At 42.3% G+C, this 21,461-nt stretch carries 18 protein-coding genes and 1 riboswitch; of the genes, 15 read left to right on the top strand and 3 right to left on the bottom strand.

The features are described 5' to 3' along the window. The first annotated feature begins 199 nt into the window (after window positions 1-199). The 5 genes from ACCB35_RS16855 (at window position 200) to ACCB35_RS16835 (ending at window position 5,129) form a co-directional block, all read left to right on the top strand. Window positions 200-658: a hypothetical protein gene (locus ACCB35_RS16855; protein WP_374054588.1), complete on the top strand. Its 459-nt coding sequence runs from the start codon at window positions 200-202 to the stop codon at window positions 656-658. Window positions 659-1,509: 851 nt separating this feature from the next. Then, window positions 1,510-2,022 (top strand): DUF4367 domain-containing protein, encoded by a 513-nt coding sequence (locus ACCB35_RS16850; RefSeq protein ID WP_374054587.1) that lies wholly within the window; start codon window positions 1,510-1,512, stop codon window positions 2,020-2,022. A 286-nt stretch (window positions 2,023-2,308) separates the two neighbouring features. Continuing rightward, complete coding sequence (locus ACCB35_RS16845; protein ID WP_374054586.1) at window positions 2,309-3,496, top strand: MFS transporter; 1,188 nt, start codon at window positions 2,309-2,311, stop codon at window positions 3,494-3,496. 212 nt (window positions 3,497-3,708) lie between these two features. Beyond that, the gene (locus ACCB35_RS16840; RefSeq protein ID WP_374054585.1) at window positions 3,709-3,996 is read left to right on the top strand and encodes a hypothetical protein; all 288 of its coding nucleotides are present in this window, start codon (window positions 3,709-3,711) and stop codon (window positions 3,994-3,996) included. A gap of 623 nt (window positions 3,997-4,619) precedes the next feature. Continuing rightward, the gene (locus ACCB35_RS16835; RefSeq protein ID WP_374054584.1) at window positions 4,620-5,129 is read left to right on the top strand and encodes a GNAT family N-acetyltransferase; all 510 of its coding nucleotides are present in this window, start codon (window positions 4,620-4,622) and stop codon (window positions 5,127-5,129) included. Window positions 5,130-5,474: 345 nt separating this feature from the next. Here the strand turns inward: ACCB35_RS16835 and ACCB35_RS16830 are convergent, their stop codons facing one another. Continuing rightward, on the bottom strand, window positions 5,475-8,369 hold the full coding sequence (locus ACCB35_RS16830) for a lamin tail domain-containing protein (RefSeq protein WP_374054583.1): 2,895 nt from the start codon (window positions 8,367-8,369) through the stop codon (window positions 5,475-5,477). 382 nt (window positions 8,370-8,751) lie between these two features. Here ACCB35_RS16830 and ACCB35_RS16825 point away from each other — a divergent pair, with 382 nt between their 5' ends. After that, the gene (locus ACCB35_RS16825) at window positions 8,752-9,285 is read left to right on the top strand and encodes an MgtC/SapB family protein (protein ID WP_253275541.1); all 534 of its coding nucleotides are present in this window, start codon (window positions 8,752-8,754) and stop codon (window positions 9,283-9,285) included. Between the two features lie 42 nt (window positions 9,286-9,327). Here the strand turns inward: ACCB35_RS16825 and ACCB35_RS16820 are convergent, their stop codons facing one another. Next, window positions 9,328-9,849, bottom strand: coding sequence for a glycerol-3-phosphate responsive antiterminator (locus tag ACCB35_RS16820; RefSeq protein WP_374057055.1), 522 nt, complete (start codon window positions 9,847-9,849; stop codon window positions 9,328-9,330). 316 nt (window positions 9,850-10,165) lie between these two features. Next, window positions 10,166-11,338, bottom strand: coding sequence for an iron-containing alcohol dehydrogenase (locus tag ACCB35_RS16815; protein WP_374054582.1), 1,173 nt, complete (start codon window positions 11,336-11,338; stop codon window positions 10,166-10,168). Between the two features lie 518 nt (window positions 11,339-11,856). Then, window positions 11,857-11,961, top strand: a riboswitch (SAM riboswitch). Window positions 11,962-12,071: 110 nt separating this feature from the next. On the opposite strand from ACCB35_RS16815, the gene ACCB35_RS16810 reads away from it, so the two are divergent. The 9 genes from ACCB35_RS16810 to hypF all read left to right on the top strand — a co-directional run bounded on the left by ACCB35_RS16810 (window position 12,072) and on the right by hypF (window position 21,460). Then, window positions 12,072-13,097 (top strand): methionine ABC transporter ATP-binding protein, encoded by a 1,026-nt coding sequence (locus ACCB35_RS16810; RefSeq protein WP_374054581.1) that lies wholly within the window; start codon window positions 12,072-12,074, stop codon window positions 13,095-13,097. Beyond that, the gene (locus tag ACCB35_RS16805) at window positions 13,087-13,749 is read left to right on the top strand and encodes a methionine ABC transporter permease (protein ID WP_374054580.1); all 663 of its coding nucleotides are present in this window, start codon (window positions 13,087-13,089) and stop codon (window positions 13,747-13,749) included. The genes ACCB35_RS16810 and ACCB35_RS16805 overlap by 11 nt, the downstream gene beginning before the upstream one ends. A gap of 11 nt (window positions 13,750-13,760) precedes the next feature. Then, window positions 13,761-14,597, top strand: a complete 837-nt coding sequence (locus tag ACCB35_RS16800) for a MetQ/NlpA family ABC transporter substrate-binding protein (RefSeq protein WP_374054579.1) — start codon at window positions 13,761-13,763, stop codon at window positions 14,595-14,597. Between the two features lie 12 nt (window positions 14,598-14,609). Continuing rightward, window positions 14,610-15,806 (top strand): M20 family metallopeptidase, encoded by a 1,197-nt coding sequence (locus tag ACCB35_RS16795; protein WP_374054578.1) that lies wholly within the window; start codon window positions 14,610-14,612, stop codon window positions 15,804-15,806. A 428-nt stretch (window positions 15,807-16,234) separates the two neighbouring features. Continuing rightward, the gene (locus ACCB35_RS16790; RefSeq protein WP_374054577.1) at window positions 16,235-17,197 is read left to right on the top strand and encodes a helix-turn-helix transcriptional regulator; all 963 of its coding nucleotides are present in this window, start codon (window positions 16,235-16,237) and stop codon (window positions 17,195-17,197) included. 74 nt (window positions 17,198-17,271) lie between these two features. Next, the gene (locus tag ACCB35_RS16785; protein WP_374054576.1) at window positions 17,272-17,913 is read left to right on the top strand and encodes a type 1 glutamine amidotransferase family protein; all 642 of its coding nucleotides are present in this window, start codon (window positions 17,272-17,274) and stop codon (window positions 17,911-17,913) included. Window positions 17,914-18,168: 255 nt separating this feature from the next. Then, complete coding sequence (locus tag ACCB35_RS16780) at window positions 18,169-18,528, top strand: hydrogenase maturation nickel metallochaperone HypA (RefSeq protein ID WP_374054575.1); 360 nt, start codon at window positions 18,169-18,171, stop codon at window positions 18,526-18,528. Next, on the top strand, window positions 18,525-19,184 hold the full coding sequence (gene hypB / locus ACCB35_RS16775; protein WP_374057054.1) for a hydrogenase nickel incorporation protein HypB: 660 nt from the start codon (window positions 18,525-18,527) through the stop codon (window positions 19,182-19,184). The genes ACCB35_RS16780 and hypB overlap by 4 nt, the downstream gene beginning before the upstream one ends. Next, window positions 19,169-21,460, top strand: a complete 2,292-nt coding sequence (hypF, locus tag ACCB35_RS16770; RefSeq protein WP_374054574.1) for a carbamoyltransferase HypF — start codon at window positions 19,169-19,171, stop codon at window positions 21,458-21,460. Before hypB ends, hypF begins: the two co-directional genes overlap by 16 nt. Window position 21,461: the final 1 nt, after the last annotated feature.

Raw genomic sequence — 21,461 nt, 5'->3', positions numbered from 1 at the left:
ATAAGAGAAAAATTGAAATTATTTGCAAATTCATCTTAAATTAAAATTCAGGGTCTACTATTCATTAAGATTGTAGAGGGTGTATCAACAGTATAGAAGAGTTTAAATTTTTAAAATTCAGTGGATGGTTTTTCTCTTTTGGTGTAAAATTACACTAGATATCATTCGGTAGAATGCGAGAAAAGGGGGAGAACCAAAAATGAATTATAAAGTGATATTGTGTCTTGGGTTACCCATACTAACTATGGCTTATGGAATAAATCAAAATTTTCATGTGTTTTTAACTGGAAGTCCAGCAACTTTCACGAATTTTATTGTTACTATTGTATATTTCGTCATCTGGATAATGTGTTTTGGGATTGCTTTTAAAGCGAAAAACAAATTATTAATGAGAATTTACACAATGGCATGGGTCCTTACTTTAGTGATCGCTTTATTAACCGCTTACATTAATTTTTCAGATACCCCACTTTACTTTGGATGGGCTATTCCTTTAGCAGCATTGTTCTTAACACCATGGGTAGGGCTTAACTATCTGGTAGATAGCTTTTCGTTTACATCCACTGTCGTTGCAATTATCTCCTTGATAATGATTGCGATTATATTTAAAAAAGCAAACTGGAAAGAAGTAATATCTCTAATTAAAGCTCTTCCATAAACGAGTATTTAACTGGATAATAAAAAAATCCACTTCCTGCAGAGAATATAACTCGTTCGGTTGAGAGGGAGAAACCACTAAAATGCAAGGTGATTTGCGGTACAATGCGCATAGTATTTTGTATCGTCTTTTTTTATTGATACCAATGGTTTGGATTTCACCCTTGATTTTGCATAGTAACTTGCAGGCATTTGCACTACCGATTTTATATTACAAACTTGTCCACGGAGGCGTTATAGGTTTCAGCTTATGATAAGTTTATATTAACAGAAATTTCCTGATGTCAGTCCGGTACTGATGTTCAATTAAAGGCAGGATAGTTGAAGTACATAACTGTTAAACTAAAGGAAATAGAACATAAGTTGAGGTAAGAAAAAAATGTATGAAACTAATGGTGAGTCACAGAGAAAAGAAAGAAAATTTAAGGTATATCTTTTTTTATTTGTTATCTCTGTTTTGATAAATACATTCATTGATTTTTTCGGATTAGGAATTGAAGAAGTTTCTAAATATCGTATAGTTTTTAACCTTTTGATTTATGGTGTTATTTTTTATTTTGGATTGCGTAGGAAGTTGTGGTCTGAGTTTATCATTAAAATTATGGTCTGGTTAAATATCATTTTATTGTTAATCATTATAGTTGTTTCAGCTTTAGGATTATAGTTCAAAATATATCTTAATGTTCTTCAACTAACGGGAGCGTTTGCTGAACAAGCAGAAAAAGGGATACTGGGTAACTAAAAATAATTTCACTGTGGAGCGGTTGCTATATGCAATTCGCTTTTTTTATTGAATATAGTGTATTGGGGATAATATAGTATAAACATTTTAAGAGAAACGGGGTATTTTGATTGAAACTTATTTCAAGTTTAATGCTAATTTTACTTCTCGGTACTGTTTCCTCCTCAATAGCCTTCGCTAATGAAATGAAGTATAACCACAACAGCATTACAATAGCTGAAGTAAAGGAACAGGTGAATTTTAAAGTGCTCGTTCCAAAGAAGGTTCCCAAAGAGTGGACTTTGGAAATAAAAACCCGCGATTACAAGGAGGGAAATTTAAGCAGCATTAGATTGCATTATATGGATGAAAATGATGAAAATTTAATACTAGGAATAGAAGAAAGAAAGGTCTCCAAAAGGGTAATCAGTCAATTGGAAGAAGAGTTTTCAGAGGGAGAAAAAATAAAAATAAATGATGTTCCTGCTTATTATCAAGAATGGGCTAACGGTGGTAAAGAATTAAATGGAAAGATAGTAACTGGTGGTCTTTTAACTTGGATAGAAGATGAGACATACGTGCAAATGGACAGTTCTTCTTTATCAAAAGATGAAATGGTTGAGCTTGCAAGAACATTCAGGTGAAAGGCACTTGTATCTTCCGCTAACGGGGGCTATAGCTGAAGATCGATTGGGTAGCTGAACTTGAGCTTTTTTTCTTTGTTCAGTTTTAGGGCAGGTTAATTGAATAGGGGCCCCTCTAAATTGAGGGTCCTTTTTAGTTATGAATCATTTGTGACAAATAATAATATTTACAGGTGATTTCCAATTCTTTATAGAAAAAATATATTTAGAGATCACTAAATGGGGTGTTCATATTAATCAACCAAGCTTCTCACAAAAAAAGAATTCATTTTTATTACTATTTGGATTGGGTATATCAAACTTAGGAGACTTTATTTATCTTGTTGCCATTAATGTTCTAGTATTAAAACTAACGGGCTCTGCTGCTGCGGTAGCCGGGTTATGGATTATTGGACCTATAGCTTCGCTGTTAACGAAATTTTGGTCTGGGAGTATTATTGACCGTTTGAATATTCGCAGAATAATGATTGGAACAGACATTATTCGTGCAATTTTGGTAGCAATCATTCCTTTCGTCAGCTCTATTTGGCTTATATATCTATGTCTATTATTTCTCTCTGTTTCAAAAGCTTTCTTTGAACCAGCAGCAATTACTTATATTACGAATGTTGTTCCAGAGAAAGGACGGAAACAATTTAACTCTTTCAGAAGTTTGATTACTTCTAGTGCCTTTTTAATCGGTCCTGCTATTTCTGGGGCACTCCTACTCTTTACCACTGTTAATATATCAATATGGATTAATGCTTTTTCTTTTGTTGTTTCAGCTATAATGGTGTATTTATTACCAAATGTAAATACTGAAGTTGATGTAACAATACGCAAGATTAGTTTAAAAATATTGAAAAATGATTGGAAAGAAGTATTTAAATTTAGCCAAAGCAACCTATTTATAGTAAAAATGTACTTCTTAGCTCAATTTTTTATGATTGTAGCACTTGGAATGGATGCTCAAGAGGTTGTCTTTACTCAAAAGGTATTAAATTTATCTGAGATAGAATATGGCTTACTCATAAGTTTAACCGGAGTGGGCTCTATTTTAGGAGCAACTACTGTTTCGGTGGTCGCTAAAAAGTTGTCAATAAGAGTCCTAATATCTCTTGGTTTTTTTATGGTTTCAGTCGGCTATCTGATCTATGCTTTTTCATTTTCCTTTTGGTCAGTAGCTATTGGATTTATGGTTTTAGGGTTTTTTAACTCATTTTCCGGCACTGGGTTTATGACTTTTTACCAAAATAATGTCCCAGTAAAAATGATGGGGAGGATTTCAAGCATATACGGTATCTTTCAAAGTTTTCTTCAAGTAATTTTCATTTTAATGATTGGTTTTACGGGTGAAATTATTCCTGTTAGGTACAGTATTATTGCTGCCTCTACATTAATGCTTGTGATAAGTATTTGGCAAGTAAAGTTGGTTCTTATGCCAAGCAAATCTGAGTATTTTGTAGAAGAATCAGAACTCATAAGCACCTCTTAATAAATTCTTTCTTAAACAATTAAATCTTCAATTAATGGGGCTTATCCGGAAAAAGATGAGCTTCTTTTTTGTTTGAAGTTTTTCTTGAGTATGCTACTCTATTTTGAAATAATTGGTATTAAGTTAAATGGCGGGTTAGTGGAAATTATGGGAATAAAGAGGAAGAACATTATTGCATGGCATAAATAAAAATATACTGGAGGGGAATAGGTATGTGGGTAATATTAGGGGTTATTGCAATAGTAGCAACTTTTATAAATCTTTATATGTATACAGCAGGAAAGGACTATAAGCTCGCTATGGCGTTAGGATTATCATTTACAGCACTAACACTGTGTGCAGATTACAGTTATGTATCTCGGTGGGTAAGAGTGGAAGATTGGGCGGCTTTATCGGATGTAGTACCTGGTATGGCAAGAGCACTATGGGTCTTGACAATTGTTTCTATCTTACTAAATATAGCCCCAATATTTTTAGAACGAAAACGTAAGAAATCATGACTTATTATTACATCGACACCTTGTCATTCTTCGAACCAATTTTAGAAAGTGCGTATAGGATTCATCCACCAATGAAGGGAATCTCCCAATTACTTAAGGCAGAATGAACGTCCGGTTACTATTGTTCCTTATCCACTGCCCTATGATTTGGTTGATCAGTTTTTCTTTAAAGGCTAGAGAAAGCCAGCCTCTATTTAGACAATGATTTTCAGTGCGGAACTTCTCCACTTGCTAAAGGGGGAGATGATATTCGGTGGTTGGATAAATTAAGTACGGACCTGGAGAATGGAATTGGTTTGAAAGCAATAACCACATTTTAAATTAGATGAGTACAATTGTGGTCATTTCTTTTTAGTCGTTTAAAAAGTATTCCTCATCGGAACCTTTTGTTGCTGTTCAGCTACTTGTATGTAGATACACGACAATAATGTATTATGTCCCAATCTTCAAGTTAAGAGGGCGTTGATCTAAAAAGGATTAAGGGCAGTTACTTGAAGAAGGAATCCAAATAACCGGGGTATCGAATTATATTATAAATTTCATAAGAGATAACAAACGATGAAGTTCTATACCGTTCTCATCGATAGATTATTTATATAATGTACGAAAGGCTGGAATAAATCATGGTGAAAAAAGAAGCACCGAAAATTCAAACAGAACGATTGGTTTTACGTCCGAGAGCGGAAAAAGACATTCCCAATATGATTAAAATGTTGAACAATGATGAGGTAAGAGAATTTCTTGGAATTAATCCCCCTCGTGATGAACACTCAATGTTAGAAATGGTTAGGAATCGTACTGAAACGAAATGGACGGTCGCATTAAAAGATACTGATGAATTCATCGGTGATGTAATGATCCCAGAAATTGCAGTGGGTTATCTTGGCGAAATCGGTTATCGCTTCATGAGGGAGCATTGGGGATGCGGTTTTGCGTATGAAGCGGTTTCCGCGGTCATTGAGCATAGTAAAAGCACATTACACCTTAAACGCCTATTTGCTACTATAGATAATAATAATATGCTTTCAAAAAAGTTAATTGAAAAACTCGGATTTACTTTGGTAGCGGTGTTGCCTGAATCGCATTTACACGGCAGAGTTGCCGATGTAGCTTACTATTCTCGTATAGTATAAGCATCCTTAAGCTCTCCTGAGAAAAATGAACAAACAGGTGAGTGGGGGATATTTTTGGTCAAGCGATATGATTTTAGTGAAGAGGATTAGGCGGGGAGATTGAAAGAGTGATTAACAACTAATAATAGATGGTGAATTTGAAAGAGTATTTAGTCGTTGTGAATAATAGGCTTGTTTCACTAACGGGGGCGCAAACGGAATAAGAAGATATTAAAATAAACCCCCAGACCCTTAGTTCTGGAGGTTTAACTGCTAAATACATTGTTATTTAACTGCTATTGATGACAATTTGTTTTCCTTTCCTAAACGGACCCCCTGAAATTGAACGCCACTTCCTTTTACGTGCTATTCAATCCCCTTATCATCCTTCATTAACTTCTTCATATCAATCTTAAGCATCCGGTCCATCGGATAGGTGGTCGTATAACGATATTTATCAGCGCCTGATTCAAACACGACGTAGAGCTCTTTTTGTACTTCCACGATTCCCTCAGGCATCGGAATGGCTTCTATGCTCTGACGCGGTTTTGCCGTGTGGCCATCAAGGAACCAGAGGGGTACTTGCTTTCCATCAATGGTTACATGGGCATGAGGGTCTTCTTTTAACGGGTATTCATATCGGTATAGAACGCTGTCGTTGGCTCTTCCGTAGGAGGTGCTGAGAGTGACGCCATTCCAATGCTCTTCACTAAGCATGTCGTTGTTCCTTTCCAAATCAAATCCGATCATCCAGGCGTAATGCATTTCCCCATCCCGGTTCTCGATATGATGAGAGGGATCGGTCGGGTAGGCGTTTGCCTCATAGAATTCCCCGACCCAGAGGATACCTTCATCATATACGGTATAAGCGGCTTCGACCGGTAATGGAATCTGTCTTGTGAACTGGATTTCTCCGTTATTTTCTGCCTGTACCAGGTCGCTTAAATTGAAACTGAATAAGTGATTCTCGGATGCCACCCAGCCATGATCACGACTGACGGTCACACCGCCTGCATGACCGGTATACGGTGTCCCGTCCGTATTGTAAAGGACAACGGATTTCACCAATTCTCCAGTTGTACGATCTGTTACGGTAATGGTACCCGGCCGAATCCCATCATCGACGTAGCTGACGGTAAGCAGCCAATCTTTTTTTGCATAATAGGTCAATCCTTGAGGCACGAGCCCATGAGAAAGTCCAGCGATCACCGGACCGTCCGAACTGATATCCCACAGACCTTGGTAGGCAGGATCTTTTTCATGTTCCCACCGTTCCAGCTGCGTGATGATCTGGTGTTCCGGTGTTACGAGTACAGGCGCTGATTTCTCCGATACGTTTCCTGATGTATCCTCGGCGCTTACTTGTAACGAGTACGTTTGATTCCCGACCAATGTATATAGTGTAAATTCAGTCTCGGATGGATCTATGGAGTATTCAAGTTCGCCATCTTTGTAAATGTGATAACGGTATAGATCGGATTCAGTTGAAGCGACCCAGGTTAAAACGGCTTCCCCGTTGCCCGCAGTTGCCTCAAGGTTGGTCGGTGAATGCGGTGGTTCTTCATCTGACACGGGACGATCCGGTGCTTGATTTTCAACAACCCATCCTGGTGTCGGATATTGGCCAGCTGCCAATTTTTCCATGGTCCGGGTATTATCTTTTGGATAGGTATAAGTGACGGTTTGTTTTAGAGAAACGTCCTCTCCAGAGTATTCAGCTCTGACGACTTCGAGTCCATCAGGGTCATAAACGGTCAGGGTATTACCGCCGTTGACCAGGCCGGCGATATCACCGAGGACGATCGTATCCTCTTCCTGAAGATACTTGCTACTGTACGAATAGAAATAGTTATAGTTGAATGCTTCAAGGGAGATAGGGCTGATGGCTGTATTTCTAGTCCAAATCACCACTGTATCCCAAGGCTCCAGTATGTGAGTTTCCCCGAATTCTTCATCCCAGTTATAGGAAGCGAATCGATACCCCTTCAGATCGATCGGGTCCGGACTGTTGTTATAAAGCTCAAAATATTCGAAGGCATCATAGCCTGCATAGTTATCGGTGTTCGGAATCAATTCGGTGATCAGCAGGTCGGGTGTCGGTACGTTTTCTGTCGGTCCTGTGACGAGGGGTGCTGTAGCTTCCGATTCGTTTCCGACTTGATCGAGTGCCGTTACCTTGAAAGAGTACTCCCTGTTCAATTCCAGAGGGGATACGATCAAACTCTTTTTGTCTGATGCGACTGTACCGTAAAGTGTTCCATTAATGTAGACGCGGTATCCTGCAAGATCACTCTCTGTATTGTCGGTCCACAATAACTTGACATGATCACTACCTGGAGTTCCTTTCAGTCCGGTTGGGGTAGCAGGGGCTTCACTGTCCACGACCTCCTGTGGGATAGCCCGGACTTCTTTTGTGGCCGGGGATTCGTTTCCTTCCGAGTCGACAGCCGTCACCCGGAAGCTGTATGCCAGCCCGTTTTCCAATCCATCCATGATTGAAGTGGTCGTGTCCGTGGAAGTAGTCGTTCCATCAGAATGGTAGATCGTATAGGAGACTGCACCTTCTGAAGCTTCCCACTCAAGGGTGATCGATTGGTTAGCGGGTGTTGCAGTCAGGTTGGTTGGTGTCGCAGGACCGGCCACTTGTTCAGCCAGCAGGGTGCCAGGAGTCGGTTCTTCATCGTTTCGGAGCTTCTGCATTGCTGCTGAGCTAGTTGCCTTGTAAATGATACTTCGGTTTGTGATGCCATCGACTACCCTATCATTGATGAGCGCAGTACTGAGAATATTGTCCTCCGCATCCGCAATCCCTACTTGGCGAAGGCTGCTGTCATGCAAACCCTGACCGGAAGTCGTCAGCTTGATTTCGTATACGTCATCGGGAGTGAGGTACATGTCGTAGTTGGAGTTGAAGTCCCACAGCGGTACATCAGGATAAGCGAATTTCTTTAACCAGAGCACAAGGGATTCTTTTGGCTGGATGGTTTTGTCTTCGATGGGCCATCGGTTGGCCGGGCTTGAGAAGTTACTCGTGAAGTATTGGAGTTGATAATCTTGTAGATTGATGGCTTCTGAGGTTGTATTATAGATTTCGACGTACTCATAGGGCTGTCCTGAACCTGCGGATTTGGTGACGATTTCCGTTATGACAAGAGGCGGGCTGGTCTCTTTTGCATTTGCGGTGTGACCATGAAGCAATAAAAGTCCTGCGATTCCCAAAGCAAGAAGGGCGACTATAGGGCTGATAGGTCTGTTTTTCAACTTCATTTCCTCCTTTTAAATTGGTATTTATGTATAAATGAAAAGAACCCCATGGCAATGGAGTGCACGATCATCGTACACTCGAATTGACACAGGGTTCTCCTCATCTCTACCCGCTATATAATCTTACTAACTCCATCATACAATGAGGGATTCTGAGTGGCAATGCACATTCTGTAAAATTTAGAATTTTTAGATATATCATTGAAATGGTTGGCTGATTGGTGTATGATAAAAGGAATATTAAGAGGAATGAAGCTTGGTAGGAAGAGGAGAAGAGATCACCTATGAAGCGAACTGTATGGTTTTTTCACTTTGGAGTGGGGAAATCAGGCATTCGTTTTGTGGCGCGATCTCTTTTTCATTTAAGGAGGATGGCGGCATGGCGCATTACATGAATGAAGCAACGGAATTTTTCTGGCAGCATGATATCTATTTCCGGATTCTGGTGAGTGCTGTATTAGGGTTCATCATCGGATGGGACAGGACATCGAAAAATAAACCGGCTGGGTTAAAAACATATACGTATGTATCAGTGGCCTGCACATTGATCACGATCGTCTCCATCGAAGGGGCGAATATGCTCAGTCAACCGGACAGCGGAAAAGTGATGGACCCGTTTCGACTGGCGGCGCAGATCGTATCGGGGCTCGGTTTCCTCGGAGCAGGTGTGATTCTGAAAGATGGATTGCGGGTGAAAGGACTGACGTCGGCTGCGATGATTTTCTACGTTGGGGGAATCGGGATTGGTATCGGAGCGGGGTTCTATTCCATTGTCATCTTTGCGACATTCGTAACCTTCATCATTACGAAGATAGGAAACTTCTTTGAAGAGCATGAAATCACGTCATTTCCTCTTCCATGGACACGGAAAAAAAGTAAGACAGAAGAGGAAGAAGAAAAAGTAGGAACATAAATAGAGGTGGAGCTCAACTTAAGGGTTGAGCTCTTTTTTTGGTTAAAAATCCAGGTTCCAGAGCTTCGGATCACCTGAAGAAATGGCGAGGGCACCGGCTCTTAGTCCATTCAGAATATCTTCCTTATTACTGATCAGGCCACCAGCGATGATGGGCAGCGTAGTCATGGTCGTCAGTTTATCAATGATGGACGGCATGAGACCAGGAAGGACTTCAATCGCATCCGGCTTGCAGTTCTGTGCGATATCAATTCCTTTGTCAAGGGCATTGCGGTCGATAAGAAAAAGCCGCTGTATCGTCATCAATCCTTCTTCCTTTGCATATTTGATCAGGTTGCTCCTCGTCGTGATGATGCCAGCGGGCTCCCAGATTTCTGCTATGTATTTAATGGCACTCTTCGTATTGGACAGCCCATCGATGAAATCAATATGTATAAACGTGGTTTTACCGGCTTCCTTCAGTTTTTTCAGATACCCGTCCATTGTAATCAAATTACCGGTTAGGATGAACACGATGTTGGCGTTTGACTGTATGGCTTTGTCGAGGTCCTTTTCTTCCTTGATGGAAGCGATGACCTGGGATTGAACGATGTCGATAATGTTTGGTTTTATGACCGTGGCCCCCTTTTAATAATCTGAATAGTGTTTTTTCTTTTAGTATAGCATAGTTGTTTATGGGGGTTGAGAGGAATAAGCAAAGGTAGAGTGAAGGTCCTTCCTCTACCTTTGCTTATCGTATCTACCTACGATCACCCAAAATGCCGTAAATCGGAAAGAAAAAGAGGAAGAATAGAAGGCGGGGAAGAATCATGTTCACCAGTAAAAAGCAGAGCCCGGTAAATTCCCTAAGCTCTGCTTTGCTTATTTGTTCAATTAATCTTTACGCTTTCACTAAAGATTCCTTGCCATAGAAAGCGGCTTTAAATAGCTCTTTCATTTGTTCTTCACTAGTCTCACGTGGATTGGTGCCTGTGCATGGATCTTCCATAGCGTTTTTAGCCATTGTATCAACATGCTTGTTGAACTCTTCTTCGGATACACCGTAGTCCTGAAGGGTAGTAGCAAGACCGAGATCTTTGTTCAATTGATAGATATATTCAACAAGAGAATCAGTCAATTCGGTATCGTTATTGCCTTTCAGGTTAAGACGGCGGGCGATTTCAGCAAAGCAATCTTCCACGACCTCACGGTTAAACTGGATGACGTAAGGCAGGTAAATCGCATTGGCATAGCCATGCGGAATGCCGAACGTTGGACCACTTTTGTGGGCAAGACTGTGCACATTACCGAGTACAGCATTGGCAAAGGCCATGCCTGCCATGGCTTGAATAGTGTGCATTTTCTTAGCAGCTTCCTGGTCTCCCTGATAAGAAGCAAGAAGATTATCTTTGATCACTTCGGCTGCGCCTAGTGACAGGATATCCGTATACATTGTGCGCGGTTTCGCTACATATGCTTCGATTGAATGCGTGAATGCGTCCATACCGGTATAAGCAGCAATGTGCTTCGGCAGTTCTTTAATCATATCCGGATCGATAATGGCGACATCCGGTGTTAGTTCGAAGTCAGCAACTGGATATTTCACGTTCGTGGTTTCATCGGCAAGAACAGAAAGGTTGGATACTTCCGAACCACTTCCGCTTGTCGTCGGAATACCGGCGAATTTCGCTTTATTGCGAAGACGCGGCAGTTCGAATGGTTTAATTGCATCTTCAAAAGCAAGGTCCGGGTGCTCATAATAGAGCCAGATTGCTTTGGCAGAATCCATTGCTGATCCTCCGCCGATGCCGATTATCCAATCCGGCTGGAACTCCTCCAGGTCTTTTGCTCCTTTTTTAACCATTTCAAAGGTCGGCTCTGTATTGTAACCTTCCAATACTTTTGTTTCTATATTGGCAGCTGCCAGGTGTTCCTGTACCTTGGTGAGGTTTCCGTTACGTTTAACAGAACCTCCTCCAATAACAAGTGCGGCTTTTTTACCTTCAAAAGACCGTAACACTTCAAGTGCATTCTCTTCGAAATAAATATCGCGTGGAATGGTAAAACGACTCATAGTAAAAATAGCCTCCTTAAATTTCATTGATTGATTATCGTTTTTAGTGAAAAAATTACCCCTGCCGTTCATCAGACGGCAATGGAATGTAATATTCCCATTTCTTGAATGTATAAAACATCCAAGATTGCTCGCAAAGTATCTGGAAAGTTTCATAACGGACTTGTGGTAAGAACGAATTCACATACGAATGGAAGGTGGAAATCAGCATGGTACTTGCTCCAAATTTAAGATCTCTCCGATTTTCATAAGATGGAAATTAACTTTAAGTCTCTTTTTTAATTTCTGCTATTTTTTTGTGGTTGGGCAGAATAATAGAAATATTTTCTTCTAGTAAATTAGTGAATTGAAACGAAATGAATGTATTAGCCCAATTGAAGACTGGTTATAGTGACCCTAGTTGAATAGTCCTGCACAATACAAAATATTCAAAAACAGGTTTGACAAACCAATTCAAATCCTTTACCATTACCCTAATGCTAAAACGCATCATAACTTTAACTTAATAAAGCGATATCTTCTTATCCAGAGAGGTGGAGGGACTGGCCCTGTGATACCTCGGCAACGGGTTCTTATGAATACCGTGCCAATTCCATCAAGTCATGTGACTTGAAAGATGAGAAGAGCGGGACATATACATATTTTTGTGCCTCTCTTCTTATGAAGGGGGGCACTTTTTTATTTGAGCCATGATCGTCAACAAGAAGTATACATAGCGAAAGGAGCAAGTCTTATGATCAGAGTTCAGAATGTTACGAAAGTATTCGAGACGAAGAATGGCCCATTCACCGCTTTGAAAAATGTTTCCTTCGAAGTGAAGAAGGGAGAGATTTATGGCGTGATCGGATTCAGCGGGGCGGGGAAAAGCACGCTTGTCCGCTGTCTCAATTTTTTAGAGAAACCATCATCGGGTGATATTTTCATAGAGGGGCGCAGCCTGAAAGATCAGTCCGCAATCGATCTGAGGCAGGAGCGGCACCGCATCGGGATGATTTTTCAGCACTTCAATCTGTTTCAATCCCGGACGGTGGCAGGGAATATCGCCTATCCTCTGAAACTTGCAAAATGGCCAAAAGAAAAGATCAGCGAGAGAGTAAAGGAATTGCTCGCGTTTGTCGGACTTGAAGATAAAGCGAAGCATTACCCGGATCAACTGTCAGGAGGGCAGAAGCAAAGGGTGGGGATAGCAAGAGCCCTGGCGACGTCGCCTTCGATTCTACTCTGCGATGAAGCAACATCCGCACTTGATCCTCAGACGACGGAATCGATTCTGAATTTATTAAAGAGAATCAACGCGGAGTATGGCATTACGATTGTGATGATCACTCACGAAATGGGGGTCATCCGGGAAATCTGTGATAAGGTCGCGGTCATGGAAAATGGAGAAATCGTTGAAGAGGGAAGCGTCTTCGATATCTTCTCCAACCCGCAGACGCCAACGACGAAAAACTTTGTGAAGAGTGTCATGAATGATCAGCTGCCGGCATCGGTTCTTGACAAATTGAATGACAGCAAAGAAGGGCGCATCTGCCGCCTCATTTTCAAAGGGGATTCGACGGGCACGCCGATCCTTTCCGAAACGGCAAAGAAATTCGATGCCCACATCAATGTATTGTTCGGCCAGATCACGGAACTCCAGGGCAAGCCGTTCGGGAATCTCATCGTACAGATCATCGGCAGTAAGAACGAAACAGAAGAGATCCTGGATTATTGGAAGAACAGATTATTCGTAAGCGAGGTGGAGAAACGTGCAAGTTAATTGGGAATTATTTTGGCCAAGAATTATAGAAGCGACATGGGATACCGTGGCCATGGTGTCATTCTCCCTTTTATTTGCAACGTTGATTGGGCTTCCCCTCGGGATCATCGTCGTGGTCACGAGGAAGGGGCACTTACTTGAAAATAAAGTCGTCTTTTCCATATTGAGCAGCATCATCAACGTGTTCCGTTCGGTCCCGTTCATCATCTTGATGGTGGCCATCATCCCCTTTACAAGATTGGTAGTGGGCACATCAATCGGAACGGCGGCAGCGGTCGTGCCGCTTGTCGTATTTGCGGCACCGTATATTGCAAGACTGGTAGAGAGCGCCCTCCTTGAAGTGGAACCGGGTGTCATTGAAGCGGCGGAATCCATGGGGGCCGGGCCGTGGCAGATCATCTTCGGGATTCTCATTCCGGAAGCATTGAGTACATTGGTCCTGAATATCACGATTGCGACCATCGGCCTTGTCGGTGCATCGGCCATGGCCGGGGCAGTCGGAGGCGGTGGCCTCGGAGATCTGGCCATCGCTTACGGATATCAGCGATTTGAAACATCCGTCATGATCGTGACCGTCATCATTTTAATCGTGATGGTGCAGGGACTGCAGACAGCAGGGAATACATTATCAAAAATCATCAGGAGACGTTAGGAGAGAGGAATATGAAAAAATCAATCAGCCTGGCAAGTATCGCCATTCTATTAATTACCCTTATCTTGAGCGGCTGCTCGGGAGACAGTGCATCCGGCTCAGGTGAAAAAGAAGTCGTGAAAGTCGGAGTGAATGGATCCGGGGTGCCGATTTGGGAGTATATGAAGGAGAAAGCAGCGAAGGAAGGGATTGAAATCGAGATTGTGGAGTTTGCCGATTACGTGAGACCGAACCAGGCACTGGCCGATGGGGATATCGACCTGAACGCCTTCCAGACGATTTCGTATTTTGATTCTTTCGTGGAAGAACATAATCTGGATCTTGTACCGATCGGCTCGACGATCATCGCGCCGATGGGAATCTATTCGGAAAAATATAAATCGGTAGAAGACTTACCGAAAGGCAGTAAAGTAGCCGTTCCTCAAGAGGCAACGAACCTTGGCCGTGCCCTTCTCCTACTGGAGGAAGCAGGTTTGGTACAACTGAAAGAAGGATTTGATCAGTCACAGGGTCTCGAAGCCATTAAAGAAAACCCTAAAAACCTTGAATTCACACCGGTCGTCGCTGCCCAGACACCGAGGGTACTCCCGGATGTTGCGGCATCGATCATCAATAATGGCGTGGCTGTTGAAGCAGGGTTCATTCCGGTTGATGACAGCATCTATATCGAAGGGGCGGAATCCAAGCCGTTCATCAATATCATCGCGGCGCAGGAAAAAGAGAAAGACAATAAGACCTTTAAAAAGATCGTTGAGCTCTATCAGGAAGATGACGTAGCAGAACATATCAAGAAAACATACAAAGATTCCCTGATCCCGACATTCGTGCCGGTCAGTGAATTGCATTAGGAGGGAAAAGAGATGAGTCAACCAGCAGCGATTGCCGATCGTAAAAACAACATCCTCTCGGCAGTAGATCAACTGGCTGTGAAACTCGTGTCGACCAGCCATCAGATCCACGACAAACCTGAAATCGGAAACGAAGAGTTCTTTGCTTCAGAAACCTTGACCACCCTCCTTGCAGCCAATGGGTTCTCCATTGAAAGGGGAGTGGCGGGACATGAGACTTCCTTTGTGGCACGCAAACATTCAGGGAAAGAAGGGCCGGTCATCGGCTACCTGGCTGAGTATGACGCCCTGCCTGGACTCGGTCACGCCTGCGGTCACAATATCATCGGGACGGCAAGCTGCGGGGCGGCCATCGCCCTGTCGTCCGTACTCGATGAAACAGGAGGGGAAGTGGTCGTGTTCGGGACTCCTGCCGAGGAAGGCGGTCCGAACGGAAGTGCGAAGGGCAGTTTTGTAAAGGCAGGCTTGTTCGAAGGAGTGGATGCCTGCATGATGGTTCATCCGTTCAACCGTACAACGCAGACAGGGAAAACCCTTGCGGTGGACCCTCTTGATTTCGAATTCAAAGGAAGGTCTGCCCATGCGGCAGCTTCCCCTGAAGACGGCATCAATGCCCTTGATGGTGTGATCCAGCTGTTCAACGGCATTAACGCCCTTCGCCAGCACGTGACCGATGATGTCAGGATCCACGGCATCATCACCCACGGCGGGGACGCACCCAATATCGTCCCTGACTATGCAAAAGCCCGCTTCTATATACGTGCTGCAACCAGGGAAGCATGCAATGAAGTCACGAAGAAAGTGAAAGCCATCGCTGAGGGATCGGCACTTGCCACGGGGACAGAACTGAATGTTATCAAAATCCAAAATGAAGTGGATCACTTTCAGCTCAACCGCCGTTTCGATCAAGTATTCCAGCGCTCCATCGAGTCACTGGGGGAATACTTCGACGATACAGAACGAAAGGGACTCGGTTCCTCCGATGCCGGAAACGTCAGCCGGGTGGTCCCGACCATCCACCCCTACATCAAAATCGGCCCCGAATCCCTCGTCGTCCACACGAACGAATTCAGGGAAGCGGCTAAATCCACCGAGGGTGACCGTGCGCTTGTCATCGGGGCTAAGGCACTTGCGCTGACAGGGTATGAACTGCTGACGGATAAGCAGCTTTTAGAGGAAATATGGGAAGAGTTCGGTACAAGTCAATAAGGATGAGAAGACAGCCAGATGAGGGCTGTCTTTTTTGTGAGAGAGCTTGCCCTTTATAGGAGAATCGGTGACGGTAAAATAAGCGGAGTTATTCCGGTTATATTGTGAATGGAACTTATTTTCGGGGGAAATAAGCGGAGGTTTTCCGCTTATAAATAGAAAAATCACCTATTTTTGTACTTTTTGAGTAAATAGGCGGAATTTTTCCGTCTATTTCAGCCATTTTTCTATTAAATTACTAATTAACGGGAATTTTTCCGTCTATTTAACAGAACTAAAAAATCTGATACATAAGTAACCAAACGCTTGGTTTATAATTTCAAAAATATAGATAAAATGCTTATTCCTCCAAAGGGGGATTGCTCAATAGTATCATATTTGAAATAATTGGTATTCTAAGATGATTATGAATATAGAGGTGGAATCATATGCCTAAAATTGACAATATGTTAGCCATTCTATGGATGCTTCGTTCAGGTGAAAAAATGACAGCACAACAAATTTCAGAAAAGCTAGAGATGAATATAAGGACGGTGTATCGTTATATTGATACCATTTCAACAAGTGGCGTACCGATCGTTTCAGAACCAGGACATAACGGTGGATACTCTTTATTGAACCATTTTGTTGAGGCTCCTCTGTTTTTTGATTTTGAGGAGCAAACTTCACTCTTTCATGCGGCTGTTTTTGCAGAAGAAGCCGGGTATTATGGAGGGGAAGCACTCGATAGGGCCATTTCTAAACTAAGCCACCACTCCAATCAAGAGCAGGAAGCAAAGATCAACCAACATGTAACCAGTCTTGAAGTCATAAGTCGATTACGTCCACCCTCTATGGAACTTTTACTGAAGGAGTTGGAGCAGGCCGTAGCTGATGGGTATTCAGTCAGAATTCTTTACCATAAAAGTGGCGAAAAGCAATCAAACGTTAGATTGGTCGATCCGTACAAAATGATCTATTGGAATAACAAGTGGTATGTGATTGGATTTTGTCATCTTCGGAATGATATCCGCAGTTTTAGAGTGGATCGAATGGAAAGTCTGGTGCTAACCGAAAATACGTTTATCCGACCGGAGAATTTTTCAGCACGTGACTTTTTCGTGAAAAACCTTCTTCCAACGATTGAAGATAAGGAAGGGATTATGTCTTTGGTTCTTCATGGGGGAAAAAGTGCATTGGATGATATTTGTCAACATTGGCTTTTAGGACATTATGTACAAGAACGGACCTCCAATCAAGCAGTTTTTCTTCTGGAAAAAGAGATCATACATACATATGTACCTTATTTACTTTTACCGTACAATACATCGATTAAAGTGATTGAGCCAATAAGTCTTAAAAAAAGACTTTTTGAAGTTCTGTCGGAATTAATAGAATTTCATCAAGTTTAATGACTTCCCTGACGCTACTTGTCAGGGAAGTTTTATTATAATGGCTCTATAAATGGTGATGGGAGTGTTATGGGATGCAAACAACAAATGCTTTTCTATATGTATTAGATACAATGTCGGACTGGGAATACGGGTATTTAATAGCTGAACTAAACTCAGGAAGATATTTCAAAAAAGAGGCAGCACCTATAAAAGTCATGACAGTAGGGGCTACTAAAGAAATGATTACGACGATGGGGGGACTGAGCATAAAACCGGATATCTCCCTTGATGAATGTACTCTTGAAAGGGAAGATCTTTTAATCTTACCAGGGGGGACGACTTGGAGTGAAGACATTCATCAACCGATTTTGGAAAGGGTTGGCCAAGCTTTAGAACTTGGCGCGATTGTGGCTGCCATTTGTGGTGCAACGGACGGCCTCGCGAATATGGGATACTTAGATACTCGAAAGCATACAAGTAATAACTTGGAATATACTAAAATGGTATGTCCTCACTATAAAGGAGAAACGTTCTATGAGTCGGGACCTGCGGTAGCTGATGCGAATTTAGTTACTGCATCAGGAATAGCTCCTTTGGAATTTGCCATGGAGGTACTGAAAAAAATAGATGTATTTACACCAGATGCCTTACATTCATGGTATAACCTGAATAAGACCCATGAACCCCAATACTTCTTCCAGTTAATGAATTCAATAAATAAATCAAGGTACTGAAATGCTCAATTTCTCTATTTAGGTTTGTAGAGAAATTCATTGCCCATCCATGAGGGGCACTATCCTAACATAACAGTTCCAAAGCCTATCATCCGCTTTTCTGAGCCGATGATAGGCTTTTTTGCGTGATTCGAACAGTATTATTCATGATCTCCTTAGCTTCTACCTTCACTTAAACTAGCTCAAGTGCGGATTGGTACAGGCTGTTCTTTTTAATGGAGACGAGCATAAATATGAAAGTGAGAGGTGTTAAGAATGCATGAGATGTCGCTTATGTCTGAGATTATTAAGATAGTTTCTGAAGATGCCAAAGTAAATGGGATCAGGAAAGTGTCTAAAATCCATGTGATTGTTGGTGATTTATCCAATGTACTGCCTGATGCACTGGAGTTGGCATTTTTCCATTTTCAGAAACAGGGTTTGGGCATTATCGATGAAACGACGGAATTAGAAATGATGCGTGAAGTGGCGAAAGCAAGATGCCAAACGTGTTTGCTGGAGTTTACACCTGATTATAGAGTGGCGCTCTGTCAAAAATGCGGGCTGCCTGATTGTTTACTTGTTTCAGGTGAAACGTTTCGGGTTGAATCATATGAAGGAAGTGATGAATGGTGAAAATCAAGCTGCAAGAAGATGTATTGAAAGATCAAAACTTGGCTGCTGCATTCAATAGGGAAACATTCAAAAAAAACCAAACGCTTGTCATAAACTTGATGAGTTCTCCAGGAGCGGGCAAAACAACTTTGTTGGAAGAAACGATCAAGGCCTTAAGGAATGAGTTCCGTATGGCTGTGATAGAAGGCGACCTTGCCACGGAAATGGATGCGGAAAGAATACGTTCGCTGGGCGTCAAAACGGTTCAGATTAATACGGTGGGAGGATGTCACCTTGATGCCAGGATGATTGCTAAAACGCTTCCGGATTTCGACCTGGATTCGATAGACATTCTCTTCATTGAAAACATCGGGAATTTGGTTTGCCCCTCTGGATATGATTTAGGACAAGATTATAAAGTGGTGGTTTTAAGTGTCCCTGAAGGAAACGATAAAATCCCCAAATATCCAGTCATGTTTAGACGTACCGATTTAACGATCGTGAATAAAATCGACATCCTGCCGTATGTATCTTTCAATATAGAGGAAGCCATAAAAAATTTAAAAGAAATAAATCCGCAGGCCCAGTTGAAAGCATTATCCGCTAAAACGGGTGAAGGGATGGAAGATTGGGTCAATTGGATAAAGGATGCTCATGAAAAATGTACACAGCCATAAAAGTAACAGTGAAAGGAAAAGTGCAGGGAGTCGGTTTTCGCCCCTTTATCTATCAGCTTTCAAAAAAATATCGTTTCAATGGAACGGTCCAAAATAACTTGAATGGTGTCATCATCCTGGCTGAAGGAGAGGAAGGGCAGTTAGGGAATATGGTGGATGAAATAAAAAGACATCCTCCGAAATTGGCGAAAATCAGTGATATAAACATTCATCCCATTCCACTTGCCCATTATAAAGGATTTACGATTATTCCCAGCCGGGAAAACGGGAAGGCTATTCCCTGGATCCCAGCGGATGCGGGGATTTGCGAGCAGTGTTTGGAGGAAATGATGGACCCCTGTAATCGGCGTCATCACTATACATTTATTAATTGCACTCAGTGCGGCCCACGCTATACGATCATCAATCGTCTCCCATATGATCGCCCGCAAACGACAATGAAGGATTTCCCTATGTGCCATGACTGCCAGGTGGAATATGAGGATCCATTGAATCGAAGGCACCATGCACAGCCGATTTGTTGTCCGGATTGTGGACCAACCGTCACACTTTATAACCAAAGCGGGGAATCATTGGCTGAACATCAATCAGCCATCACCCGGACGGTCGAGTTGATCAAACAAGGAAATATTGTGGCCATCAAAGGAATCGGCGGTTTCCATCTGGCTTGCGATGCGTATCAAGAAAGGGCAGTTGAACAGTTAAGAATTCGAAAGAGACGGCCGCAGAAACCTTTGGCAGTTATGGTCAAGTCATTAGAGGCGGCAAGGGATCTTTGTCATATCTCCAGTAGCGAAGAAGATTTGCTCAGGAGCCCTGAAATGCCGATTGTTATTTTGAATAGAAAAAGAGGGTGCGGCTTGCCACATACCATCTCCCCGGGTTTGTCGACTATCGGGGTGATGCTTCCCTATACTCCATTGCATCATCTTCTATTTAAAGATCATAGGTTGGAATGTCTCGTGATGACGAGTGCCAATCCTTCTGGCCATCCCATTCTATATAAAGATGCCGATTTAGAACATGTACGAAACATATGTGATTTTACATTAACCCATAATCGTAGGATCGATTTTCCCATTGATGATTCGGTCGTTCAGTGTGACGGAGAACATCCAATATTTGTACGGCGTGCAAGAGGATACGTTCCTGAGCCACTTAAGACCACATCGGATGTGGATCGCATAATTGCGTTAGGGGGAAATCAAAAGAATGCATTTTCCGTCGGGAACGGGGATACCATTGTCATGAGTCCTCATGTGGGTGATTTAGAAAATGAAGAAATGATCGCGTCATTTGAAAAACAGCTTCATCATTATAAAGGTTTTCTAGGGGTTAAAGAAGTGAAGGTGGCTGTCGACAAGCATCCCCTATACGCAACCACTTCCATTGCAAAAAAACTCAAGGGTAAAACCATACCCGTTCAGCACCATCATGCACACCATGTATCCTGCATGGAAGATAACGGTCTGAACGAGCCATGTATGGGGATCATTCTAGATGGTACGGGATACGGGGAAGACGGGAACATCTGGGGATTCGAATTCTTATATGGAGACGCACAATCATATGAACGACTTGCTCATTTGACATACACTCCTCTTCCAGGCGGGGAAAAAGCCGTGAGAGAACCGTGGAGGAATGCAGTTGGGATGCTGCTTCATTACTGGCCGGAGAATGGGAAGGAATTATGTATGAACCTTTTTCCCGAGAGAGCAAAGGAAATAAACATTATGGAACAAATGATCCTCCATCAGATCAATACGCCGATGGCTGGAACCTGCGGCCGGTTATTTGATGCCGTTAGTGCCATTCTTGGTATATGTCCGATTTCCACGTATGAAGGGGAGGCGGCGATCAAATTATCTGATTATATGAATAGAAGGAAACTTGAAAATACAGGGGAAACGTACCCCTTTCATATAATTAGAAACAGCCCGAATCAGTTTCAAATTGACTTATCCCCGATGATTGATGAAATCATCCAAGATAAATTCCAACAACCCATTACAGCCATCGCTCAGAAATTTCATACCACCTTGGTGTCTTGCTGTATACAGATGGTTTTAGAACTATTCAGGAACAGACCTGAATTAAATAGAACGGTCGTACTGTCAGGAGGATCATTTCAAAATGTTTTCCTGGCAAGGGAGATCCAAGAAGGCCTCCAAAAAGAGGGGTTTAACGTCTACACCCATAGAAATGTCCCTTGTCACGACGGGGGATTATCATTAGGTCAGATCATCATTGCTGCTCATACGCTTGAAGGAAGATAAA

This window comes from Rossellomorea sp. FM04394 (assembly GCF_041889765.1).
GTDB lineage: Bacteria > Bacillota > Bacilli > Bacillales > Bacillaceae_B > Rossellomorea > Rossellomorea aquimaris_B.
This window is presented reverse-complemented; position numbering and strand designations above follow the sequence as displayed.